Here is a 23033-nt window from a genome sequence, read left to right as displayed (position 1 = left end):
CATTCACACCAATAAAGTTAAAAATTCACTCATCACTGAGAAACTTGTATAGAGCTATCTATCCTACCATCGGACAAGGCCGGGGCGTCGCAGCCCGCTCAACCGTCGAGAGCGAAATCGCCGTCCAGGTACTGTTTGCACCAGAGTTCCATGCAAACGATGCCAAACAGTGTGTAAGCAGCGTCTATTCGACCGGAACGATCTGCTTCGATCAGATGCGCCACCGCTTTGGGGTCGAAAATTCCCCGTTTCAGCAAAGAAGCAGGAGAAAGCACCTCATCGACCAAAGGCTTCAAGCGCCCCTGCAACCAGTTGCGAAGCGGTACACCAAAGCCCGTCTTGGGCCGGTAGATGACGTCGTGAGGCAGATAGGGTTCCATGGCCTTCTTGAAAATCCATTTCCCTTCCCGGCCTTTCTGTTTGATATCCGACGGCAACGAACCCGCCAGGCGTACCAGATCAAGGTCGAGCAGCGGAACACGCACTTCAACGCCCGTCGCCATACCCATTTTATCGGTGTAGTTCAGGTTGTGATCGGTGAGAAAATGCTTGCACTCCAAGGTGAGCATTTTATCAAGGGGCGTTGCATCCGAAGGCAGCCGCGAGAGTGTTTCTCGCATAGGCGCAAACAGATCGTCTGCCGCCAACTGGCGTCGCAAGTCGGGGGCCAACAGGCCATACGCCTGATCAGGCTCAAGCCAGAGGAAATAACTGATCAAGCGATCATCTGCAGGCAAGTCCGCGTAGCGAAAAGCCTTCCCGAGACGACGAGACAGCGGAGACGAAGCCGGAAGCAAGCTTGAGCTGCTGGCCAGTACCGAACGCAGCGGTCGAGGCATCCCTCCCCACCAGCGCTCCTGCGCCAGAGCGAAATGACGACGATAGCCTGTGAAAATATCATCTCCCCCAGCCCCGGAGAGCAGAACCTTTATGCCATTCTGGCTTGCCAGTTCCGAGATGAACAATGCATTCAATGCGGCCGGATCCGGCGTAGGTTCATCGAGCAGATAAACCATTTCCGGCAGACGATCCATCATCTCATCGCCGACGCCTACTACATGCAGGTCGACATCCAGATGCTTGGCAACGCGCTGTGCGTACGGAAGGTCATCGGCGAACCCCTCGCTTGCGGTGGAACCGTTGTCGACACGAATGCTGAAGCACTGCAATCGCCCTTTGTCGCGCATTTCCTGCGCCGCAAACGCGACGATGGCGCTGGAGTCCAAGCCGCCTGACAAGAATGAACCCAACGGGACATCGGATACCAATTGACGCTGGACGGCAGTCCTGACTGCATCGGCGACATCAACAGCGACATCGGCAACCGTTTTTGTCAGGGGTTTCTCGGAAATCGGCAGTTCGTAGTAAAACCAGCTCTTCTCGATATGCCCATTACGGACGCATAACGCTTGGCCAGGTAAAACTTTTTTGATATCCCGCACAATCGTCCGATCCCCTGGTGACCAGAGAAAACCAAGGTGCGCGAGTACGGCTTGCGGGTCAATTTCAGTTTTACTGAAGCCGCCTCGGATCAAGCCTTTCATCTCACTTGAAAATGCAAAACAACCATCATTGGAATGGATGTAGAGGGGTTTGACGCCCATCTGATCTCGAGCCACCCAAAGTGTTTCAGTGTCGCGCTCCCAGAATACGACCGCGAAAATCCCGTTCAAGCGGTTTAAACACTCAATTCCATAACGACAGAACAGTGCGAGCAATACTTCGGAGTCGGACTGACTGGAAAAGTGATCCCCCGCCGCTTCGAGATGAGCCCTTAATTCTCGAAAGTTATAGATTTCACCGTTAAACACCATGACCACTCGCCCATCGGCAGAGACCATTGGTTGGTGACCGGCCGAAGTCGTATCGAGAATGGAAAGGCGCACCTGGCCCAGCCATACACCAACGTCAGTGTCGGACCAGATGCCTTGATCATCGGGCCCGCGACGTCGAATAAACGAAAGCGCCGAAGAGAAATCAATAGATTCCCGCGTTCCGTTATGAATGTAGCCCAAAATTCCGCACATATCAGTTTCTCTAGATTGGGTTATTAACTGGCTCTTCGCGCTTTGAGCTCAACAATAAAAAAGGAAGCCATATAGACGCCATGAGCAGAGCGACCGAAGCCAATTCTCCTCGGAAAAGGTGAAGCATGGAGGCGACCGTTAACGCATAGACTCCCAACGCTCGGTCGCTTTTAGGGTTATAGATAACAGCACCATGCAGGCGCCCCCATATAACCCCAAGAAGAAGTCCGCCCACCAGCACGCCGAGGACGCCAAAATTCATGTAGAACTCTCCAAAAATACCCGGAGGCATTGTCGTTCCTTGCAGCAGCCACATGTTGGGCCAGAAGGCGCCTGTAAATATACCAGCAGCGGTAAGCGGCTTATTCGGGAAAAGCACAGATGGCAACAAAATCAATACAAGCATCAACAACGTCTTTCCGTTCTGCCACTCAAGCCCTTGTGGCATAGCGTCTATCAGCACAGTCATCGTCTGCAACTGCATAAGATTGCCAGTAAACTGTATCATCAGAAAATGAAAAAGCGACAAGAACACTCCTTGATCTTGATTAATAAAGGAGAAGCTTCCCGTCACGAGGTACTGCTGTTTGAACAGATGATAGGCCATCAACGAAACAAACATCACAATACCCAGTAAAGCGCATTTAAAAAAACTGACCTGTTTGACTCGATAATGCCGAACTATAACTAACGAAAGCACAATAATAAAAAGCGTTGATTTTTGCCCTTGAAGTGAGCAGATAAATAATCCACCCAAAAAGTAAACCCAAAAACAAACTCGCTCGAAAAGGGACTTCTTCTTGTCGCGCGTCAAACGGATAAACCATGCCAGCGAAACGGAAAGTAAAAGATTCTGTAGCAGGAACAAGCCGTTCAAACCTGCAAACGCCCTGGTTCGGTCACTGGCACCTTGGAGCAGCCCTGAAATCCCGCCCAGCAAGAAAAGAATTGCTGCAAATGCTAATATCGCAACCAGGGTGAACATTAATGATCGCTGAGAAAAGATCTTTGGATCTACAATATAACGGAGCTTGACTGGAATTATAAGATGCGTCCTGCGCCCCAAATAACAGCCTGTCAAAACAAGCAAAAGAGCGCCGACATACAACAAAATGGCCTTTTCAATGGAGCCACTTTTGTCGGAATAAACAAACCCCCAAATTTGACTAAACCCGTCAACCCCCTTGATAAAGGGGTATAAAGGAACAATGACGCCCGCGCACCAAATTACCAGAAAGAAAAAACCGGCACCAAAAAAGTCAAAACCGCTCTTGCTTACCGGTGAACTCAAGGCACTGCCGTCCAAATCAGTTCCGCTCAAGGTAGCTCCCTTAATCATAAATCAGCGAGGCGGATTTTCACCGCCGTCAGAAGCAGCGTAATCGACAGAAGCGCACCGACTGCATACGCCAGAACTCCAGCCCAGCCACCCAACACGGGAATACCAAAATACAGGATCATGAGAGCGAGTGCGCCTTCAAGAATATTAACTTTCAGGCTCAAACCAAAAACGCGTAGCGCCACAAGCATCGTGCCGCAAGCCAGTGCGATAGCTTTCAGCGGTAACGTCAACGCCAACACAATCACATACATGGCGGTCAACTTATATACACCACCCACAAATATCAGCCACGTTGCTGAGGCGACAATCAACAACAAAGCTACTGCTGACGACACCTTGAGCATACTTTTTACAAAAGCATTATACCTCGTACACAACACGCCTTTATTATTGAGCACCTCAACCAGATCGGGAAGCGCTCTTTGTGCAATGATCGCCAAAGGAAGCAAGCCAAGGACAAGGCTTAATATGGCTATACCAAAAAAACCTATTTCCTCAGTTCTTATATGAAATGCAGTCAGCATAAGAACCGGCAAACTATCGACTAGCAATCGGACGAAAAGCCCGGCATTGATGGTCAGGCCAGACGTAGCCGTTTCGATCACCTTGCGCCGGTCTACCTGCACAAAATTCAGCGCAGGAAAAATATAAGTCCTGAGCTTCCACCAAACAGCAACCAGGCAGAAGAACTCACCCAGATAACGGGCGATGATCCAACCTTCGACACCATACAACTTAGTAAGCACAACATGTAACACAATGCCAACCGCCGTAACCAGCATCAATATGAAATAGATTTCACTGATTGCTTTTACGCCTTGGGCAAACCCTGTAGTGACGCGTAGCAGGTTCGTGAGCAATACCAGCCCGCAAGCATTTAACACATACAAACTAATCGCCGAAGACAACAAATACTTGTGCGCGACGTATATACCAACAATGACCACGGCTGACGTAAGGCCGACCAATAAAAAAACCTGTCGCAGAACGTCACTCTGACGAGAAAGACCAGTACTTGCCGCCGTATCTCGGATGGCGATACTTTGCATTCCCAAGCTACCCGCCAATACGACAAGTGCGATTACGGTTTCCAAGGAACGCACGACCCCGACAACTGATGGGTCCACCCAAGGCGTGATCAAAAACTGACTAATTATTACACCACCTTGAATACAAGCCGTGATAAAAAAAAGATGCAATAGCCTCGAATTCTCGAAGATGCTGATTAGACGAGCTAACACGCAGTACCACCATTAATCTCGATAAATATTCTCAATGAGGCTCACCCTTATTTTATCGCTGCAAAGAATCCAAGACACTTTTGAGCGCTGCACGGCGAGCGGCAATGGAATAGTTGGAGGAAATCCACTGATGCCTGGCTTTGGCATCTTCAGCACAAGTCGGCGTGGCGACAACCGCCTCCATGGCCGCAGCAATTTCTTCCTGGCTATCTGGCTGAACCCAGTAAGCGAAGTCACCCGCGACTTCTGGCACCGCGCCCCGAGGCGAAGTTATCACTCGCGCGCCACACGCCATCGCCTCGCCGATCGCATGCCCGAAACCTTCATAAAGCGTTGGTTGCACATAGGCCAGGCAATTACGGTAATGATGCAGCTTCTCTTCGTCGGAAATCATCCCGACAAACTCCACCTTGTCTCCTACTCCCAGGCGATGCGCAAGGTCTTTTAGTTCCTGCAGGTAGTCACCATGCTTACCAGCAACAACCAGTCGAAGATGACTTGCGTTAGCCGAAACTTTTGCAAACGCCTCAATCGTCGGAATGAGCCCTTTGCGAATGGCATTTGTACGACTAGTCCAGGTCACCGTAAAAAAGTAATCCGATCCGACCGCCGGGAGTTCGCCAGGAGAATAGTAGTCCGTATCAATTGCCAGCGTCGCATACACCGGATTCCTGACCGGTAGGTTAGTTGTAACCTCCTCACACTCAGATCTTGAGATAAACAGGTTTCGATCAGCTAGCAACAACGAGGTGCGTAGTACCGCTTTCTGCCATAACGGGCGATCCAAGTAACATAGACCTGGAATTTCCTTCCTGCAGGTGGAGTAGTCAAAAGCTCCAGTTACAATTACCGGCCGACGACGTAGTTTTCCGGCGAGCAACGGAAGCGGCGAGTGCCCCCACCACCAACAAAAATAGAGATCCGCTTTCCAATCTAATGTGCCCGGCGTCCCTGACAGAACGACTTCGTGCCCGAGTTCCTTGAGAATCCGAATATCGACCCGATAAAACTCAACTTTATCGAACATCTCGCGCCAATTAGCGTGAGCGGACATATTAGCAAAAAAACATATACGCACAGTGCACCAACCCGTTACCTACCACTAATATTAAACAAGCGCTTTCTGCCGATACATTGAAAGCAATGTATCGTGCAGACTAGGCACGTCAATTCCACCTACCATATCAAAGAGCTTGGCCGGACTACCGTAAAGCTCTTTAACTTCATCTTCCCTGACAAAAGCAGGATCAACTATTATCGTTGGCCGATAACCTGCAATCTGTGCCATTTCATCAATCACGCTCAGTAAAGAAATGCTGCGCCCCGAGCAAATATTTACGAACTCACTACGTTGATCAGACGTCAAAAGCCTTAAATAGGCTTCCACCACAAAACCGACATCAGACAAGTCGCGGGAAACATCCAGATTGCCTAGCCTGAGTTCTTTTTCCCCACGAGCAAATGCGCCCACGATCTTGGAGAAAACGAATGACTCCGATTGGCCTGGCCCGGTGTAGTTGAATGGCCGCACTACCAATATAGGCATACGAGAAAACCACTTGCGGACAAGGGCCTCCATCGTCAGCTTACTCAGTGCGTAATGGTTAACGGGCTGCGGCTCATTGCTTTCTGAAATGGGCGATGTAATGGCGTTTCCGTAAATATTTGCACTGCTTGCAATGATGACCTTTTCAACAACCACCTCGGCCTCCTTAATCGCATTAAGAAGGCTTTCTGTCCCCAACACATTGACTCGGTAGAATGACAAAGCATCACTGCCGGTGACATGCGCCAGCGCCGCCAAATGAATAACATGAGTGGGTTGAACCTGCTTTATCCAACCACTGAGTCGCTCCGTGTCATTCAGGTCCGCGTCCAGATGATCAAACTCACAGGCTAGCCGCTCCCCACCCAAACCGGCAACGCGCCAGCCGGCCTGAGTGAGGCTTTCCGCCAAGTGCTTCCCGGTGAAACCCGAGAGCCCTGTGATCAGTACTGTTCGATCTTTACTTTGAAGTGCCATTACGAACCCTTCTCAAGTCAGCTTCAACCATCAACTGGCACAGTTGCTCCAGCGTTGTTTCTGGTTTCCAGCCTAACCGTTCTTTTGCAAATGACGCATCGCCAATCAACAACTCTACTTCTGCGGGTCGATAGAAGCGCGGATTAACTTTTACCCGGGTGAAGCCAGTGCGACGATCAACGCCGAATTCATTCTCGCCACTTCCAGACCAATCGATATCGACACCAACGGCCTTGAAGCTCATGGCAACAAAATCACGAACGGTTTCGGTGCGATTAGTGGCCAATACAAACGTTTCCGGCGTGTCGATTTGCAACATCCGGTGCATGCCGTCTACATACTCTTTAGCGAAACCCCAGTCTCGCTTGGCATCCATGTTGCCGAGTTCCAACACTTGCTGCTGGCCCATTTCAATACTAGCTACAGCATCGGTAATTTTCCGAGTAACAAACTCTTTCCCTCGCAGCGGAGACTCATGATTGAACAGAATGCCGCTGGTGGCAAAAATATCATATGATTCGCGATAGTTAATGGTTGTCCAATGCGCAAACAACTTCGCAACACCGTAAGGACTACGCGGGTAGAAGGGAGTGCTTTCAGATTGTGGAACAGCCTGTACCAAGCCAAACATTTCAGATGTCGAAGCTTGATAGAAACGAATCTTCGGATTTACTATTCGGATTGCTTCGAGCAAATTGAGCGCGCCCACACCCGTAATCTGCGCGGTAGTAATAGGCTGATCGAAAGAAACACCTACGAAGCTTTGAGCCGCCAGGTTATAAACCTCATCCGGGGCGCAATTCTGAATTAAACGAATAGTCCCGGAGAGGTCAGTCAAATCAAATTCGACGAGATGAAGATCATCATGCCCAAGAACGCCAAGCTCCTCTAACCGCCAGAAACTTACAGAACTTGTCCGGCGATAGGCGCCATAAACCTTATAACCCTTGGACAGCAGCAGTTCGACAAGGTAAGCCCCATCCTGACCTGTAACACCAGTAACCAGCGCATGCTTCTGCATCTGTACAACTCCTAAAAATTTAAGCCTTAAACACGTCCATAGGTATCGTCAAATCGAACAATATCATCCTCACCCAAGTACGTTCCCGACTGTACCTCTATGATCTCAAGAGGGATGGTGCCGGGATTGGAGAGGCGATGAACATGGCCAATAGGGATATAAGTACTCTGGTTCTCGTTCAGCTGAAAAACGCGATCTTCACAGGTGACCTCAGCGGTACCGGATACGACAATCCAATGCTCCGCCCGATGGTAATGCTTCTGTAAACTCAACGTTGCTTTCGGCTTCACCAATATTCGCTTCACCTGAAAGCGCGAGCCGGAATCTATACTGTCGTACCAGCCCCAAGGGCGATGAACGCGACGATGAAGCTTTGACTCTGGCCTGGCCTTGACATTCAACGCTTCGACAATGGCCTTGACACCCTGGCTACGGTCTTTATCCGCAACCAATACAGCATCAGGCGTTTCGACAATAACAATATTTTCAAGCCCCACGGCCGTTACCAAACGGTGAGAGGCATAAACCAATGTGTTGGAGCTTGAGTCTATTATTACATCGCCATGGGTAGCGTTTTGTTTTTCGTCCTTCTCACTCGAGCGCCAAACAGCATCCCATGCACCCAGATCGGACCAACCGGCATCCATCGTCAGCATTTTCAATGTCAGGCCGGCTGAAGGTGTTTTCGCACAATGCTCGATCACGGCATAGTCAATCGACTCTGGCGGTATCAGGGAAAACGCGTCCAGTTGTGGTCGAATAAACCCGTTATCCTGAACTCGGCCCTTCCACGCGGCTTCAGTTGCGTCGAAGATGTCGCTTCTGAACGTGCTCAGTGCTTTCAACCAGACTGACGCACGCAGCACAAAAATACCGCTATTCCAGAAATAGCTTCCATCTTCCAGGTATTTTTCCGCAGTTGACCGCTCAGGCTTTTCAACAAACGCATCCACCCTCTTGACAGTAGAGGGGTCTGCCGAGTGGATATAACCATAACCCGTTTCAGGGCGATCAGGCGTGATCCCCAAAATCACAATGCTGCCGTCTTTTGCTATTTCGACAGCTTTACTGACCGTATCAGTAAAGGCTTGAATATCGAGAATCATCTGGTCGGCCGGGACCACAACCAGGACTGGGTCAATCTCCTGACCCACTTCATCACGCGCATAAAGCGCCGCCAACGTCAGCGCAGGGGCCGTATTGCGTCCTACCGGTTCAAGAATGACAACAGCTTTAGAGACACTCATTTCCCGGATCTGGTCGAGGCACAGGAAACGATGTTCATCGTTGGCAACGATGCAGGGTGCCAGTAAATCCGAGCCTTGACCGTCGATCTTCAACAGTCGGGCAATAGCCTGCTGAAACAATGTCTCCCGCCCTGAAATTGCCAGAAACTGCTTCGGGTAAAGAGTTCTGCTAAGCGGCCAGAGTCTCGTTCCCGAGCCTCCAGACATAATAACCGGAAGAATTTTCATACAAACCAGATTCCCCGAGTATCAACAATCTGACGCCCTTGGAGAAGTGAAGAAGGCACGCTCTTGAATGGTTTGTGATCCACTAACAACAACAAGACATCCGCGCGCTCGAACGCTTCTTCAATTGAGCATAACTCAACGTTCGGCAACGTCGCAGGGAGAGAATCAATGTTAGGTTCTACGACAATAACTTTCCCGGCGTGACGGTTTGAGATATTTTTCGTAATTTCCAGCGACGGACTTTCACGCAGGTCATCAATATCGGGTTTGAACGCCAGACCGAAGCACGCAATAACAATGTCTTTTTCCGACTTCTCGGGGTGACTCGACAGATGATCGGCCACCGCAGCATCAACTTTTTCAATAACCCATGACGGTTTCGAGTCGTTGACTTCACGTGCAGTTTTTATCAGTTTCGCCTGGCCATCAGCCTGACTGACAATGAACCAAGGGTCGACGGCGATGCAATGCCCACCTACGCCAGGTCCTGGCTGGAGGATATTAACGCGGGGGTGCCGGTTGGCGAGTTTGATAAGCTCCCAGACATCGACATCAAACTTATCGCATATCATCGACAATTCGTTCGCGAAGGCGATGTTGACATCGCGAAAGCTGTTCTCAGTCAACTTGCACATTTCTGCAGTTCGGGCATTGGTGATAATACACTCGCCCTCTACAAACAACTTGTAGAGACGTGTCGCCGCTTCCGAGCACTTGGGGGTCATCCCGCCAATGACGCGATCGTTCTGTACCAACTCACGCAGCACATGACCGGGAAGTACGCGCTCAGGGCAGTGCGCAACGCGAATGTCCGACGCCTCGCCATGGGTCTGCGGGAACGTCAGGTCAGGGCGTGCGTCAGCCAGCCATGAGGCCATCTTTTCGGTCGCCCCCACCGGTGAGGTGGACTCGAGAATGACCAAGTCACCCTTTTTCAGTACTGGCGCAATAGATTTGCTTGCTGACTCGATGTAAGAAAGATCTGGAGCATGGCCATCCTTGAACGGAGTCGGCACGGCAATCAGGAAAGCATCCGCCGGCTCTGGTCGAGTACTTGCGCGCAGATACCCCTCGGTCACGGCCGCATGCACGACTATGTCCAAATCAGGCTCAACGATATGAATCTGTCCGCCGTTGATCGTGTCGACGGCCTTTTGATTAACGTCGACACCTATGACCTTTAACTTTCGCGCAGCAAAAACGGCTGCGGTTGGCAAACCAATATAGCCCAAACCAATGACAGAAATAGTGGAAAAATCCATGACCAAACCTTAATTTTTGAAAGTGGCTAGAGCATTAACAATGCGCACGCAGGCGTTACCATCACCATAAGGATTATGAGCAAAGCTCATTTCCTCGTAAGCCTTTTTATCAAGTAAAAGCTCACGCAAATGGTGAACTATCTTGTCCTTCTCTGTACCGACCAACCTGACGGTACCGGCCTCAATTGCCTCGGGCCGCTCAGTAGTGTCCCGCATTACCAAGACAGGCTTACCCAAAGAAGGCGCCTCTTCCTGAACACCACCGGAATCTGTCAGAATCAAATACGACCGATTCATCAAATATACGAAAGGCAGATAATCCAATGGCTCTATGAGATGAATATTTTTAATGCCTGCCAACAAACGATTAACCGGTTCACGGACATTTGGATTTAAATGAACAGGGTATACGATCTCCACATCATCAAACTCATGGGCAATCGAAGCCAGTGAACTGCAGATCCTTTCGAATCCGTCGCCGAAGCTTTCACGCCGATGCCCTGTCACAAGGATGACGCGGCGCTGAGTTGGCAAAAATGCGAACTGTTGAGAAAACTTCTGTTTTAACTGCTCGTCAGACTCGAGTTTCTGTACGACCTCAAGCAGAGCGTCAATGACAGTATTTCCCGTCACATGAATTGCGCTAGGCGCCACCCCTTCACGTAGTAAATTCTGCTCGGATCTTTCAGTCGGGGCGAAGTGAAGACGCGCGAGCGCTCCCGTCAACTTTCGATTGGCCTCTTCAGGCCAGGGAGAGTATAGATTTCCGGTGCGAAGCCCTGCTTCGATATGAGCCACAGGAATTTGCTGATAGTACGACGCCAGTGTAGTTGCAAAGGTCGTGGCGGTATCACCATGCACCAATACAATATCCGGCCGATAAGTCCGAAAGATCTCCTTCATTCCCTGAAGAATACCTGTTGTCACATCGGTAAGGTCTTGCCCTGACTTCATGATATTAAGATCAAAGTCAGGTTCAAGTTTAAATAACTCTAACACTTGATCCAGCATTTCACGGTGTTGACCCGTGACGCAGATTTTGGCCTCAAAACGCTCATCTGCATTCAACGCTAAAGCTAATGGAGCCATTTTTATAGCTTCCGGTCGCGTACCGAAAACACTCAAGATCTTTAAAGTCATTAGATTACCAACGATTCCATATCATTATTTAGTCAGAGAATCAGTCTGGAAACCAGCAATGTTGCCATGCTCCTGCCTGACCTACCGATTACGCGTAAGCGAGCTCTCGCCGCTCCAGCTGCAACCGCTTCTGCTTTGCAGCATATCATCAACAAGCATGCCAACATAACGCCAAGCTGGGTCAACCATACGCCGTATGAGACCCCACCATCCCCTACTCAGTTCAGGGCAGGACCACGTTTTACCCAACATTTACGGTGAGTCGTTTCACCGCAACGGCGCGTCGCAACCACTCATCGAAATTAGGCTTTTGGTCTTTACCCCATAAGAATGCCGACCTATCTGAATATTCACGCGGCGGCGACTAAACCAACGCTCGATTGTGCCACGCTGCTCACTGGTCATCGCCAAGCGCACTCCGCACATCCAGCCTGACCGAACGGTACACCCTATCCAAATCCAAACGAATAGTGGCCACAAGCTATTAATCTGAACATCACACGCAAAACAGCAAATTTATTAGCCGGCACAACCATCAACTATTAATCCAACAATACAAACCTGTGCAGGACGCTCGACCGCACGCACAAGCAAATACAGATAGAATATCGAAACATCATGAAGATCCGACGCAAAGTCTTAGTAACTTCCGATAGCCGAGAAGCCACCCTAGAGTGGCCCTCGGAGGTTCGCAGCCGGGCAACGCAAGTTCCGTATGAAAAACAAGAAATACGGCCCAGGGGGAGGGGAACACGTGAAGCTAAAAGCTTCACGACCTTGGAATTATTTTTGGAGCGACTTATTGCCGGACTCTTGTTGCCGATCCAACTGAGCGACCGACTGCAGAAGTGTCGACCCTGCCGGGTCATGCTTGTCGCCCTCCGCATTAACACGAGCAGCACGTAACGCCTCCCTGACCAGCGCAATACATATCGCGACAACAGCACCGAAGAGCAGGCCAAGTAAAATGATCAATGGGCGATTAGGACTTGATGGAACCAACGGCTCAAGGGCTTGCTGGTCAATGCTCACCAGCCTCAGCTTCGACATGTCGATATTCAGGCCACCCAAACGAAAAATCTCTGTCCGCAACGGTTGAACACCCGCAAGAAAGATATCTTCATTTTTTCGAGCATCCAGCACTTCAATCTCGCGGTTGGATGCGAGCAACTGAAGCTCCTTGGCGATTTGAGCGATGCGCGATTCGGTAAAATCATCCGATCTACGCGACTGCAATGCAGCAAGTTCGGCCTTAAGTGCATCCACCCCCATAAAATAAAGCGGGATCTGCTGGTTGTTCACCTCAGTACGCATCACGCTACCAGCACTCGTTACGGCCGATTCGCCGAGCGAAGAAGGCGTAGCTGGCTTCTGAATACCCAATGAACGAGCAATCCCTATAGCCTCATTCAGTTGAGCAATACGGTCGCTACGCAAGTTCTTCAGCTGAGAACGCAGCGCCTTCAACTCATCCTGCAATTGCGCCCGCTTCAATGAGTCAGCCTCTCGCAATGACGCTATTTTGGCTTCTTTTTCAATATCGTAGTTCGAGCGAGCCGAATCGAGCTTGCCGTTAAGCTCCCTCAAACGGTTTTTGACGATCACATTCAAATCAGCCGTGATGCGCTCGCGCTCAGTTGCGATAGCGTAGTCGACAAAGCCATTAAGAATAGAGACGCCGTCGACGCCTTTCGGATACATCATCTCGAGCTTGATGTAGGCACTCAGCGAATTTTTCTTATCTGCTTCGGGAAGAATCAACCGAATCGAGTCATGATTGAACTCTTGAAAACTCTGCTCCAGAGTCTGCCCAGGACGAACAAACTTTTCGAAGAGTTTCTGGTTTTTCCTGAAATAGCTTAGACGGGTATCATAGGAGTCAAGCGCGGCGCCTACTTTGAGGAGCGCTTCAGCTGGAGGAAGCTGATAAATCTCTGATCGATTTAGCGCATCCAAATCATTAATAGCAGCAGGACGCAAAACACTGCTGACTTTATATACAGGAGCAGCTAAAAATGCGTAGGACGCAGCAATCAGTCCCGCCCCGAGAGTAACAATAAACAGAAGTTTTTTTTGTTGCCAGACAGATGCAAAAAGCCGCACAAAATCAATTTCGTCGGACGATCGAACCGGGGGAGCACGGAAGCTACTACTCACAACAAAAACCTGCCTTCAAAGAGAAACTGCGGGCTCGTTATGCAGACAAGATTGTGTAATTTTTATTCTAGTTATGTGACCGAAAAAAACCAGCGTCGCTGCCGAGTTTTGAGCGCACAAAATGCCTGTTATCGAGAACAGATTCCATTTTGCCATCTCGCTGACATATTACAAGTCTTGACATATCTGTAGGGTGCTTCCTAGACAGCTGGGGGCAACCCCGATAATGGTCGTCCGAGAAGGACAATAAAGAAAATTTCGTAGCAACGAGACAATATAATTCAGTGGTATTACCGGATTTACCACCCGTTAGACCACTCCACGCAACTGATACATACCGCACAAGAAACGTCCGACGAACGGTTAACAAGCTCACTGCGATGCAGATGAAAGCTCTACCCGCGCCTTGCGGGTATCGACTTTTTTCGCCAACTCCAACCAGCGATAACACTTAATAGCGGCCCCAGCAGCATTCCGATTATCAGAGCCAGCACCACAAACACCGACACCGGCATCTGCCCGGTCACCAACCCCAGAAACGAAAGAGACACGCCCTGCTGGTTTTCCAGCACGAATCCCAACACCACCAGCACAACAATCAGCATAGCCAGAATCAGCACAACGCGCTTAACCCCACGCATAACCTTCTCCTACCCCAAAAACACTCAGACGCCTTCTTCCTCGTCTTCGTTCACCCGGTCACGCAATTCCTTGCCCGGCTTGAAGTGAGGCACGAACTTGCCATCGAGGCTAACGGATTGGCCAGTCTTCGGATTACGCCCCACACGCGGCGCCCGATAATGCAGCGAAAAGCTACCAAACCCACGAATCTCAATCCGATCGCCGGTGGCCAGGCACTGTGACATCTGTTCAAGCATGGTCTTGATGGCCAGCTCCACATCTTTGGATGAGAGCAGCCCTTGATGGGTGACAATTCGTTCGATCAACTCCGACTTCGTCATATTTTTCCCTTCTTTTTCAAGCAGCTAGGAAAAGCGCTTCGAAGGTTTTAGCATGACCGGAGGAATTTGAACAGCCCATGTATTGACTTATATTCAAAGACTTGGGGTGTAACTCGAAGAGAGTTGTCACTGTGCCCCACGACAGCCAGCTCTCGCTCAGCCTCACTGGAGCCACTCCAGCGCGGTCACTGCCAGATAGAGCCTACAATCGCGAATGCGCTGCCAGCGCGACGACAGCGCTCCTGCCGCAGAACGCCAAGGAGACGCTGCGCACAGCACCAAATCCCAGGCACAAAAAAGGGCGACCGAAGTCGCCCTTTTTCTATGGTCTGACAGAACTTAGTTCTGCTTTTCCATTTGTGCACGCAGCAGGTCGCCCAGAGTGGTAGGACCAGCAGAAGGCTCAGAGGTAGCTGGCTTGTCGCGCAGGCTCTGGATGGCTTCTTTCTCTTCAGCATCGTCTTTCGACTTGATGGAGAGCTGGATTACGCGGCTCTTGCGGTCAACGCTGATGATCTTGGCTTCTACTTCTTCGCCTTCTTTCAGAACGTTGCGCGCGTCTTCAACGCGGTCACGGCTGATTTCGGAGGCTTTCAGAGTCGCTTCGATATCGTCGGCCAGAGTGATGATGGCGCCTTTAGCGTCAACTTCCTTCACGATGCCTTTAACGATTGCGCCTTTGTCGTTCTCTTGAACGTACTCGGAGAACGGATCGCTTTCCAGTTGCTTGATACCCAGGGAGATGCGCTCGCGCTCTGGGTCAACCGACAGGATAACGGTGTCCAGCTCATCGCCCTTCTTGAAACGACGAACAGCTTCTTCGCCAACTTCGTTCCAGGAGATGTCGGACAGGTGAACCAGGCCGTCGATGCCGCCGTCCAGACCAATGAAGATACCGAAATCGGTGATCGACTTGATGGTGCCGGAGATTTTATCGCCCTTGTTGAACTGGCCAGAGAAATCTTCCCATGGGTTAGATTTGCACTGCTTGATGCCGAGGGAGATACGACGACGCTCTTCGTCGATGTCCAGAACCATAACTTCCACTTCGTCGCCGACTTGTACGACTTTCGAAGGGTGGATGTTCTTGTTGGTCCAGTCCATTTCGGAAACGTGTACCAGGCCTTCCACGCCTTCTTCCAGCTCTGCGAAGCAGCCGTAGTCGGTCAGGTTGGTAACACGCGCGGTGACGCGAGTGCTTTCTGGGTAACGAGCTTTGATAGCGACCCATGGATCTTCGCCCAGCTGCTTCAAGCCCAGGGAGACACGGTTGCGCTCACGATCGTACTTCAGAACCTTGACATCGATCTCGTCGCCAACGTTGACGATTTCCGATGGATGCTTGATACGCTTCCAAGCCATGTCGGTAATGTGCAGCAGGCCATCGACGCCACCCAGATCGACGAATGCGCCGTAATCGGTGAGGTTCTTAACGATACCTTTGACTTGTTGGCCTTCCTGCAGGGATTCCAGCAGAGCTTCACGCTCGGCGGAGTTCTCTGCTTCCAGGACGCTGCGACGGGAAACGACAACGTTGTTGCGCTTCTGGTCGAGCTTGATGACCTTGAATTCGAGTTCTTTGCCTTCCAGGTGCGTGGTGTCGCGCACAGGACGAACGTCGACCAAAGAACCTGGCAGGAACGCACGGATGCCGTTAACGTCGACAGTGAAGCCGCCTTTAACCTTACCGTTGATAACGCCCTTGACCACTTCTTCAGCTGCGAAGGCTGCTTCGAGAACAATCCAGCATTCAGCGCGCTTGGCTTTTTCACGGGACAGCTTGGTTTCACCGAAACCGTCTTCAACCGAGTCCAGAGCAACGTGAACTTCGTCACCGACATTGATAGTCAGGTCACCAGCATCGTTGTAGAACTGTTCCAGCGGGATCAGAGCTTCAGACTTCAGACCAGCGTGAACGGTTACCCAGCGAGCTTGGTAATCGATATCAACGATAACACCGGTGATGATGGAGCCTGCCTGAAGGTTCAGGGTTTTTAGGCTTTCTTCAAAGAGTTCCGCAAAGCTTTCGCTCATTTTAATTCCTGTTGATAAGGGCGAAGAATACGCCCATCTCCACACCCCAGACGGTGTGGGTCAGTTTCAATTAAAAGAAGCACCACAGGACTATGACTGGTCCCCTGCGGCCTTCTTGGTCACCCGGCGATATCGCGAATGGCGATCTCACTCAAGATGCGTTCCAGCACCTGCTCGATGGACAACTCCGTGGAATCCAGCTGTATAGCGTCAGCCGCCGGCTTGAGCGGGGCTACCGCACGCTGGGTATCACGCTCATCGCGTGCACGGATCTCATCTAGCAGACTCGACAGACTAACACCATCGACTTTGCCCTTCAACTGCAAGTAACGGCGGCGGGCTCGCTCCTCGGCGCTGGCCGTGAGGAAAATCTTCAGCGGCGCCTCGGGGAAGACCACCGTGCCCATGTCGCGGCCATCGGCCACCAGACCCGGCGGCTCCTGGAAAGCCCGCTGGCGCTGCAGCAAAGCGTCGCGCACCGCCGGCAATGCGGCGACCTGGGAAGCCCAGGAACCGACCTGTTCGTTACGCAGGTCATCGGTCACATCGTCCCCTTCCAGGATGATGCGCTGGGGATGACCTTCCGTCGCCCCGACGAACTGCACGTCGAGATGCGCAGCCAGCAGCTTCAGCGACTCTTCGTTGGTCAGGTCGACGCCATGGTTGCGTGCAGCAAAGGCCAGCAAGCGGTACAACGCCCCGGAGTCCAGCAGGCACCAGCCCAGGCGCTTGGCCAGGATGCCGGCGATCGTGCCTTTGCCCGAGCCACTTGGCCCGTCGATGGTAATCACCGGTGCTTTGATATTCACAATTGAGCCTCTTGGGCAACACGGATGCCGACTTGGGCACACAGTGTAAGAAAATTCGGAAAAGACGTAGCCACGTTGGCACAGTCATGGATACGAATCGGCGCAGCCGCTCGCAAGGAGGCCACGCTGAAGGCCATGGCAATCCGGTGATCGCCATGGACATGGACTTCGCCGCCGCCTATCACGCCACCGTCGATGATAATCCCATCAGGTGTCGGTTCACACTTCACGCCCAGGGCGAGCAGACCGTCGGCCATGACCTGGATCCGGTCGGACTCCTTGACCCGCAACTCCTGCGCCCCGCGCAATACCGTCCGGCCTTCGGCGCACGCCGCAGCCACGAACAGCACCGGGAACTCATCGATAGCCAGCGGAACCAGAGCTTCAGGGATCTCGATCCCCTTCAACGGCGCCGCGCGAACACGCAAATCAGCAACCGGCTCGCCACCCACTTCCCGCTGGTTTTCCAGGGTGATATCCGCACCCATCAGCCGCAGGATATCGATCACCCCGGTACGGGTCGGATTGACGCCCACATGCTCAAGCAATAGCTCGGAGCCTTCGGCAATCGACGCCGCCACAAGGAAGAACGCCGAAGAGGAAATATCCCCCGGCACTTCGATATGCGTTGCGGTCAGCGCGTGACCGGACTCGACCGAAGCCGTAGCACCCGCCACCTCCACCGGATAACCAAACCCACGCAACATCCGCTCGGTATGGTCACGGGTCGGCGCCGGCTCGGTAATCGAGGTTTTACCGTCGGCGTACAACCCAGCCAGCAACAGGCAGGATTTAACCTGAGCACTGGCCATCGGCAATGCGTAGGTCAGCCCTTTAAGCTTCTGGCCACCGCGAATCGTAAGCGGTGGGCGCCCTTCCGGCCCGGTCTCGATCACCGCGCCCATTTCGCGCAATGGCTTAGCCACGCGATTCATCGGGCGCTTGGACAACGAGGCATCCCCCGTCAACACACTGTCAAAGCTCTGGGCTGCCAGCAAACCGGACAACAGCCGCATGGAGGTGCCGGAGTTACCGAGATAGATCGGACCTGGCGCCGACTTCAAGCCATGCAGACCAACCCCGTGAATGGTGACGCGCCCATGATGCGGGCCTTCAATCACTACACCCATGTCGCGAAACGCCTGCAAGGTCGCCAGGGCATCTTCACCCTCCAGGAAACCCTCTACCTCGGTGACACCGTCCGCCAGGGAGCCGAGCATGATTGAGCGATGGGAGATCGACTTATCCCCAGGCACCCGAATCTGCCCGTTCAAGCGGCCACCGGGGTTGGCGAGAAACACCAGGTCATCCGCACTTGCAGCCGCATCCATGTAAGCCCGACGCGCCAGAATCTTGCTGAAATGCTCCCGCGCCACCCGCGCACGGGTGAACACGCCCAACAACTGGTGCCCGTCGCCCGCATCCACCGCGTCGCGCAAGGCGTCGAGGTCGCTGCGGAAGGTATCCAGGGTGCGCAACACTGCATCGCGGTTGGCGAGGAAGATGTCGTGCCACATCACCGGGTCACTGCCGGCGATCCGGGTAAAGTCGCGAAAACCACCGGCGGCGTAACGGAAAATCTCGAGGTTCTCGTTGCGCTTGGCCAGCGAATCCACCAGGCCAAACGCCAGCAAATGCGGCAGGTGACTGGTCGCCGCCAACACTTCATCGTGGCGCTCGACCTGCATATGCTCGACATCCGCCCCCAGCTCGCGCCAGAGCCGATCCACCACGGCCAATGCCGCAGGATCAGTCTCCTCCAGCGGCGTCAGAATCACTTTATGGCGACGGAACAGCTGCGCATTGGACGCCTCTACCCCACTCTGCTCGGACCCGGCAATCGGGTGCCCGGGCACAAAGCGCGCGGGCATGCCACCAAAGGCCAACCGCGCCGCACGCACCACATTGCCCTTGGCACTGCCCACGTCGGTCAGGATCGCCTGCCCCAGATCCATACCAGCCAACAGCGCCAGCAACTTCTCCATGGCCAGGATCGGCACCGCCAACTGAATGACATCCGCCCCCTGACAGGCAACGGCGAGGTCCGCCTCACAGCGGTCCACCACACCCAACTCCACCGCCAACTTGCGCGACTGCGGGTCCAGGTCCACACCGACCACTTCGCCACACAGGCCGCTTTCCCGCAGACCCTTGGCGAAGGAGCCGCCGATCAATCCCAGACCGACCACCACCAGGCGACCGATCATAGGCACAGCAGGTTGCAATGCAGTGACATCAACCACGAGCCAGAACCTTGGCCAGCGCCTCGAGGAAGCGGCTGTTTTCAGCAGGCAGACCGATGGTGATGCGCAGGTGGTTCGGCATGCCGTAATTGGCCACCGGACGCACGATCACACCTTCACGCAACAGGCCTTGGAACACAGGAGCGGCCACTTGACCCAGGTCGACGCAAATGAAGTTGCCCTTGGAAGGAATCCAGCCCAGACCCAACTCACGGAAGCCTTCCTGCAACTGCAGCATGCCGCTTTCGTTGAGGCGACGACCTTCTTCCAGGTACTCAGCGTCCTGCACCGCGGCGCAAGCCGCCGCCAGCGCGAGGCTGTTGACATTGAATGGCTGGCGGACGCGGTTCAGCACATCGGCCACCACCGGGGTGGACAGGCCATAGCCGACCCGCAGCGAAGCCAGGCCGTAGGCCTTGGAGAACGTACGCGAGACCAGCAGGTTTGGATAAGCCGCGAGGAAGTCCAGGCCATCCGGCAGGTCGCTGCCTTCGGCGTACTCGATGTAAGCCTCGTCCAGCACTACCAGCACGTGCTCCGGCACGTCTTGCAGGAAGTTGTCCAGCACCTCGGCGCTGAACCAGGTACCGGTCGGATTGTTCGGGTTGGCGATAAACACGACGCGGGTCTGCTCATCGATGGCCGCCAGCATGGCCTGCAGGTCATGGCCCCAGTCTTTCGCAGGAATCACGCGCGCCTCGGCACCAACGGCCTGAGTGACGATCGGATAGACCGCAAACGCATGCTCGCTGAACACGGCGTTCAGGCCCGGCGCCAGATAGGCACGGCCGACCAGCTCCAGAATGTCGTTGGAGCCGTTACCCAAGGTCACCTGACTCAGCTCAACGCGGCACTTTTCCGCCAACAAGGACTTGAGTTCAAAACCGTTCCCATCCGGATACCGTGTCAGTTCAGCCAGCGCATCACGAATCGCAGCCAAAACCTTGGGGCTTGGGCCCATCGGATTTTCGTTACTGGCCAGCTTTACGATCTTCGACGGATCCAGATTCAACTCACGCGCCAGCTCGTCCACAGGCTTGCCCGGAACGTAAGGCGACAGTTGTTGCACGCCCGGCTGTGCCAGGGCGAGGAAGTTGCCACTCATGTTAAAGCCTCACAAAACCGCTTTCGGGTAAGAGCCCAGCACCTTGAGTGCCACGGCTTCCTGACTGATTTTCTCGAGCACACCCTTGACCAGTGGGTCGCGGTGATGGCCGACGAAGTCGATAAAGAACACATAAGTCCATTTACCGCTGCGCGAAGGACGAGTCTCGATTCGCGTCAGGTCAATCCCGTTGTCGTGGAACGGCACCAGCAGCTCATGCAGCGCGCCAGGCTTGTTGCTCATGGAAACGATGATCGACGTCTTGTCGTCGCCGGTCGGCGGCACTTCCTGGCTGCCGATCATCAGGAAGCGCGTGGAGTTATCCGGGCGGTCCTCGATTTTCTCGGCCAGGCGCGTCAGGCCATACAGGCCAGCGGCCATGTCGCCGGCAATGGCCGCCGAATTCCACTCACCCTTGACCCGCTTCGCCGCTTCGGCGTTGCTGGACACCGCCACGCGCTCCACATTCGGGTAGTGCGCGTCCAGCCACTTGCGGCACTGGGCCAGGGACTGGGCGTGGGAATAGATGCGGCTGATGCTGTCGGTCTTGGTGCTTTCGCCCACCAACAGGTGGTGGTGGATACGCAGCTCAACTTCGCCGCAGATCACCATGTCGTGTTCAAGGAAGCTGTCGAGGGTGTGGTTGACGGCACCTTCGGTGGAGTTTTCCACCGGCACCACGCCAAAATTCACCGCCCCCGCAGCCACTTCACGGAACACTTCGTCAATCGCCGCCATCGGCTTGCTGATCACCGCGTGGCCGAAATGCTTCATGGCTGCCGCTTGGGTGAAGGTGCCTTCAGGGCCCAGGTAAGCCACTTTCAGCGGCTGTTCCAGCGCCAGGCACGAAGACATGATTTCACGGAACAACCGCGCCATCTCTTCGTTGCCCAACGGGCCCTTGTTGCGTTCCATCACGCGCTTGAGCACCTGGGCTTCACGCTCCGGACGGTAGAAAACCGGCACTTCGCCTTCAGCCAGGGACGCCATTTTCACCCGCGCAACTTCCTGGGCGCACCGCGCGCGCTCACTGATCAGCTCCAGGACTTTCTCGTCCAGGCTGTCAATGCGTACGCGCAGGGCCTTGAGTTCTTGCTCAGACATTAGCCGTGTTCCTTTTCGAACTCTGCCATGTAAGCCACCAGCGCCTTGACGGCGTGGATATCGACAGCGTTATAGATGGAGGCGCGCATGCCACCTACCGAACGGTGGCCCTTGAGGTTCAACAGGCCGCGCTCGTCGGCGCCGGCCAGGAATGGCTTGTCCAGCCGGTCGTCAGCCAGACGGAACGGTACGTTCATCCACGAGCGGTCGGTCAGGTTGATCGGGTTGCTGTACAGGTCGCTGGCGTCGATGAAGTCGTACAGGGTACGTTTCTTCTCTTCGTTGAGCTTGCCCATGGCAGCCACGCCGCCCTGCTCTTTCAGCCATTCGAACACCAGGCCCGACAGGTACCAGGCGAAGGCCGGCGGGGTGTTGTACATCGAGCCGTTATCGGCCGCGACCTTGTAGTTGAGCATGGTCGGGCACAGCGAACGTGCACGACCCAGCAGGTCTTCACGGACGATGTTGACCAGGATGCCGCTCGGGCCGATGTTCTTCTGCGCGCCGGCGTAGATCATGCCGTACTTGGACACATCGATCGGGCGCGAGAGGATGTCCGAGGACATGTCGCACACCAGCGGAACATCACCCACTTCCGGCACCCAGTCGAACTCCAGGCCGCCGATGGTTTCGTTCGCTACGTAGTGAACGTAGGCCGCATCCTTCGACAGCTTCCATTCGTTCTGACCAGGAATGGCGAAGTAGTCGTAAGGCTTGGCAGTGCCCGCCACATTGACGCGACCGTAACGGGAGGCCTCTTCGATGGCCTTCTGCCCCCAGATACCGGTATCGATATAGTCGGCAGTGCCACTTTCCGGCAGCAGGTTCAGCGGGATCTGGGCGAACTGCTGGCTCGCGCCGCCTTGCAGGAACAACACTTTGTAGTCAGACGGGATGTCCAGCAAGTCGCGCATATCCTGCTCGGCCTTGGTGGCGATGGACACGAACTCATCGCTGCGATGGCTCATTTCCATCACGGAGAGGCCTTTTCCATGCCAGTCGAGGAGTTCACCCTGCGCGCGCTGCAGGACTGCTTCAGGAAGCGCCGCGGGACCGGCACAGAAGTTATAGGCTCTCTTGCTCACATC

At 53.5% G+C, this 23033-nt stretch carries 18 protein-coding genes; all 18 read right to left on the bottom strand.

The window, feature by feature from the left end; translation table 11 throughout:
• Positions 1-98: 98 nt before the first annotated feature.
• Positions 99-2027 (bottom strand): asparagine synthase (glutamine-hydrolyzing), encoded by a 1929-nt coding sequence (gene asnB, locus D109_RS0113290; RefSeq protein ID WP_017477330.1) that lies wholly within the window; start codon positions 2025-2027, stop codon positions 99-101.
• A gap of 10 nt (positions 2028-2037) precedes the next feature.
• Complete coding sequence (locus tag D109_RS0113285; protein ID WP_256219498.1) at positions 2038-3348, bottom strand: oligosaccharide repeat unit polymerase; 1311 nt, start codon at positions 3346-3348, stop codon at positions 2038-2040.
• A 14-nt stretch (positions 3349-3362) separates the two neighbouring features.
• Positions 3363-4610, bottom strand: a complete 1248-nt coding sequence (locus tag D109_RS0113280) for a membrane protein (protein WP_017477328.1) — start codon at positions 4608-4610, stop codon at positions 3363-3365.
• A 52-nt stretch (positions 4611-4662) separates the two neighbouring features.
• A complete protein-coding gene (locus D109_RS1000000134955; RefSeq protein WP_256219497.1) occupies positions 4663-5637 on the bottom strand; it encodes a glycosyltransferase family 4 protein in 975 nt (324 codons plus the stop codon).
• Positions 5638-5718: 81 nt separating this feature from the next.
• Positions 5719-6633, bottom strand: coding sequence for a GDP-mannose 4,6-dehydratase (locus tag D109_RS0113270; protein ID WP_017477326.1), 915 nt, complete (start codon positions 6631-6633; stop codon positions 5719-5721).
• Positions 6617-7654: a GDP-mannose 4,6-dehydratase gene (gene gmd / locus D109_RS0113265; protein WP_017477325.1), complete on the bottom strand. Its 1038-nt coding sequence runs from the start codon at positions 7652-7654 to the stop codon at positions 6617-6619. The genes D109_RS0113270 and gmd overlap by 17 nt, the downstream gene beginning before the upstream one ends.
• A 26-nt stretch (positions 7655-7680) precedes the next feature.
• Entirely contained in the window at positions 7681-9129 is a 1449-nt protein-coding gene (locus tag D109_RS0113260) for a mannose-1-phosphate guanylyltransferase/mannose-6-phosphate isomerase (RefSeq protein ID WP_017477324.1), read from the bottom strand.
• Positions 9126-10391, bottom strand: a complete 1266-nt coding sequence (gene wecC, locus D109_RS0113255; protein ID WP_017477323.1) for a UDP-N-acetyl-D-mannosamine dehydrogenase — start codon at positions 10389-10391, stop codon at positions 9126-9128. Before wecC ends, D109_RS0113260 begins: the two co-directional genes overlap by 4 nt.
• A gap of 9 nt (positions 10392-10400) precedes the next feature.
• Positions 10401-11531 carry a non-hydrolyzing UDP-N-acetylglucosamine 2-epimerase gene (gene wecB / locus D109_RS0113250; RefSeq protein ID WP_017477322.1) on the bottom strand — a complete coding sequence of 377 codons (1131 nt, stop codon included), beginning with the start codon at positions 11529-11531 and terminating at the stop codon, positions 10401-10403.
• A 783-nt stretch (positions 11532-12314) separates the two neighbouring features.
• Complete coding sequence (locus D109_RS01000000131905) at positions 12315-13688, bottom strand: Wzz/FepE/Etk N-terminal domain-containing protein (protein WP_177325517.1); 1374 nt, start codon at positions 13686-13688, stop codon at positions 12315-12317.
• Between the two features lie 395 nt (positions 13689-14083).
• On the bottom strand, positions 14084-14329 hold the full coding sequence (locus D109_RS0113240; RefSeq protein ID WP_017477320.1) for a LapA family protein: 246 nt from the start codon (positions 14327-14329) through the stop codon (positions 14084-14086).
• Positions 14330-14353: 24 nt separating this feature from the next.
• A complete protein-coding gene (gene ihfB, locus D109_RS0113235; RefSeq protein ID WP_003218804.1) occupies positions 14354-14650 on the bottom strand; it encodes an integration host factor subunit beta in 297 nt (98 codons plus the stop codon).
• Positions 14651-14989: 339 nt separating this feature from the next.
• Entirely contained in the window at positions 14990-16684 is a 1695-nt protein-coding gene (rpsA, locus tag D109_RS0113230; protein ID WP_003218806.1) for a 30S ribosomal protein S1, read from the bottom strand.
• A gap of 119 nt (positions 16685-16803) precedes the next feature.
• A complete protein-coding gene (gene cmk, locus D109_RS0113225) occupies positions 16804-17493 on the bottom strand; it encodes a (d)CMP kinase (protein ID WP_003172653.1) in 690 nt (229 codons plus the stop codon).
• Positions 17490-19700 (bottom strand): bifunctional prephenate dehydrogenase/3-phosphoshikimate 1-carboxyvinyltransferase, encoded by a 2211-nt coding sequence (locus D109_RS0113220; RefSeq protein ID WP_017477319.1) that lies wholly within the window; start codon positions 19698-19700, stop codon positions 17490-17492. The genes cmk and D109_RS0113220 overlap by 4 nt, the downstream gene beginning before the upstream one ends.
• A gap of 28 nt (positions 19701-19728) precedes the next feature.
• Positions 19729-20841 (bottom strand): histidinol-phosphate transaminase, encoded by a 1113-nt coding sequence (hisC, locus tag D109_RS0113215; protein ID WP_017477318.1) that lies wholly within the window; start codon positions 20839-20841, stop codon positions 19729-19731.
• A gap of 9 nt (positions 20842-20850) precedes the next feature.
• The gene (pheA, locus tag D109_RS0113210) at positions 20851-21945 is read right to left on the bottom strand and encodes a prephenate dehydratase (protein ID WP_017477317.1); all 1095 of its coding nucleotides are present in this window, start codon (positions 21943-21945) and stop codon (positions 20851-20853) included.
• Positions 21945-23030, bottom strand: a complete 1086-nt coding sequence (gene serC, locus D109_RS0113205; protein WP_026077939.1) for a 3-phosphoserine/phosphohydroxythreonine transaminase — start codon at positions 23028-23030, stop codon at positions 21945-21947. The genes pheA and serC overlap by 1 nt, the downstream gene beginning before the upstream one ends.
• Between the last annotated feature and the right edge of the window lie 3 nt (positions 23031-23033).

This window comes from Pseudomonas sp. PAMC 26793, from assembly GCF_000313235.1.
Taxonomy (GTDB): Bacteria; Pseudomonadota; Gammaproteobacteria; order Pseudomonadales; family Pseudomonadaceae; genus Aquipseudomonas; species Aquipseudomonas yamanorum.
The sequence above is the reverse complement of the archived record's forward strand: the minus strand, read 5'-3'. Positions and strand labels throughout refer to the sequence as shown.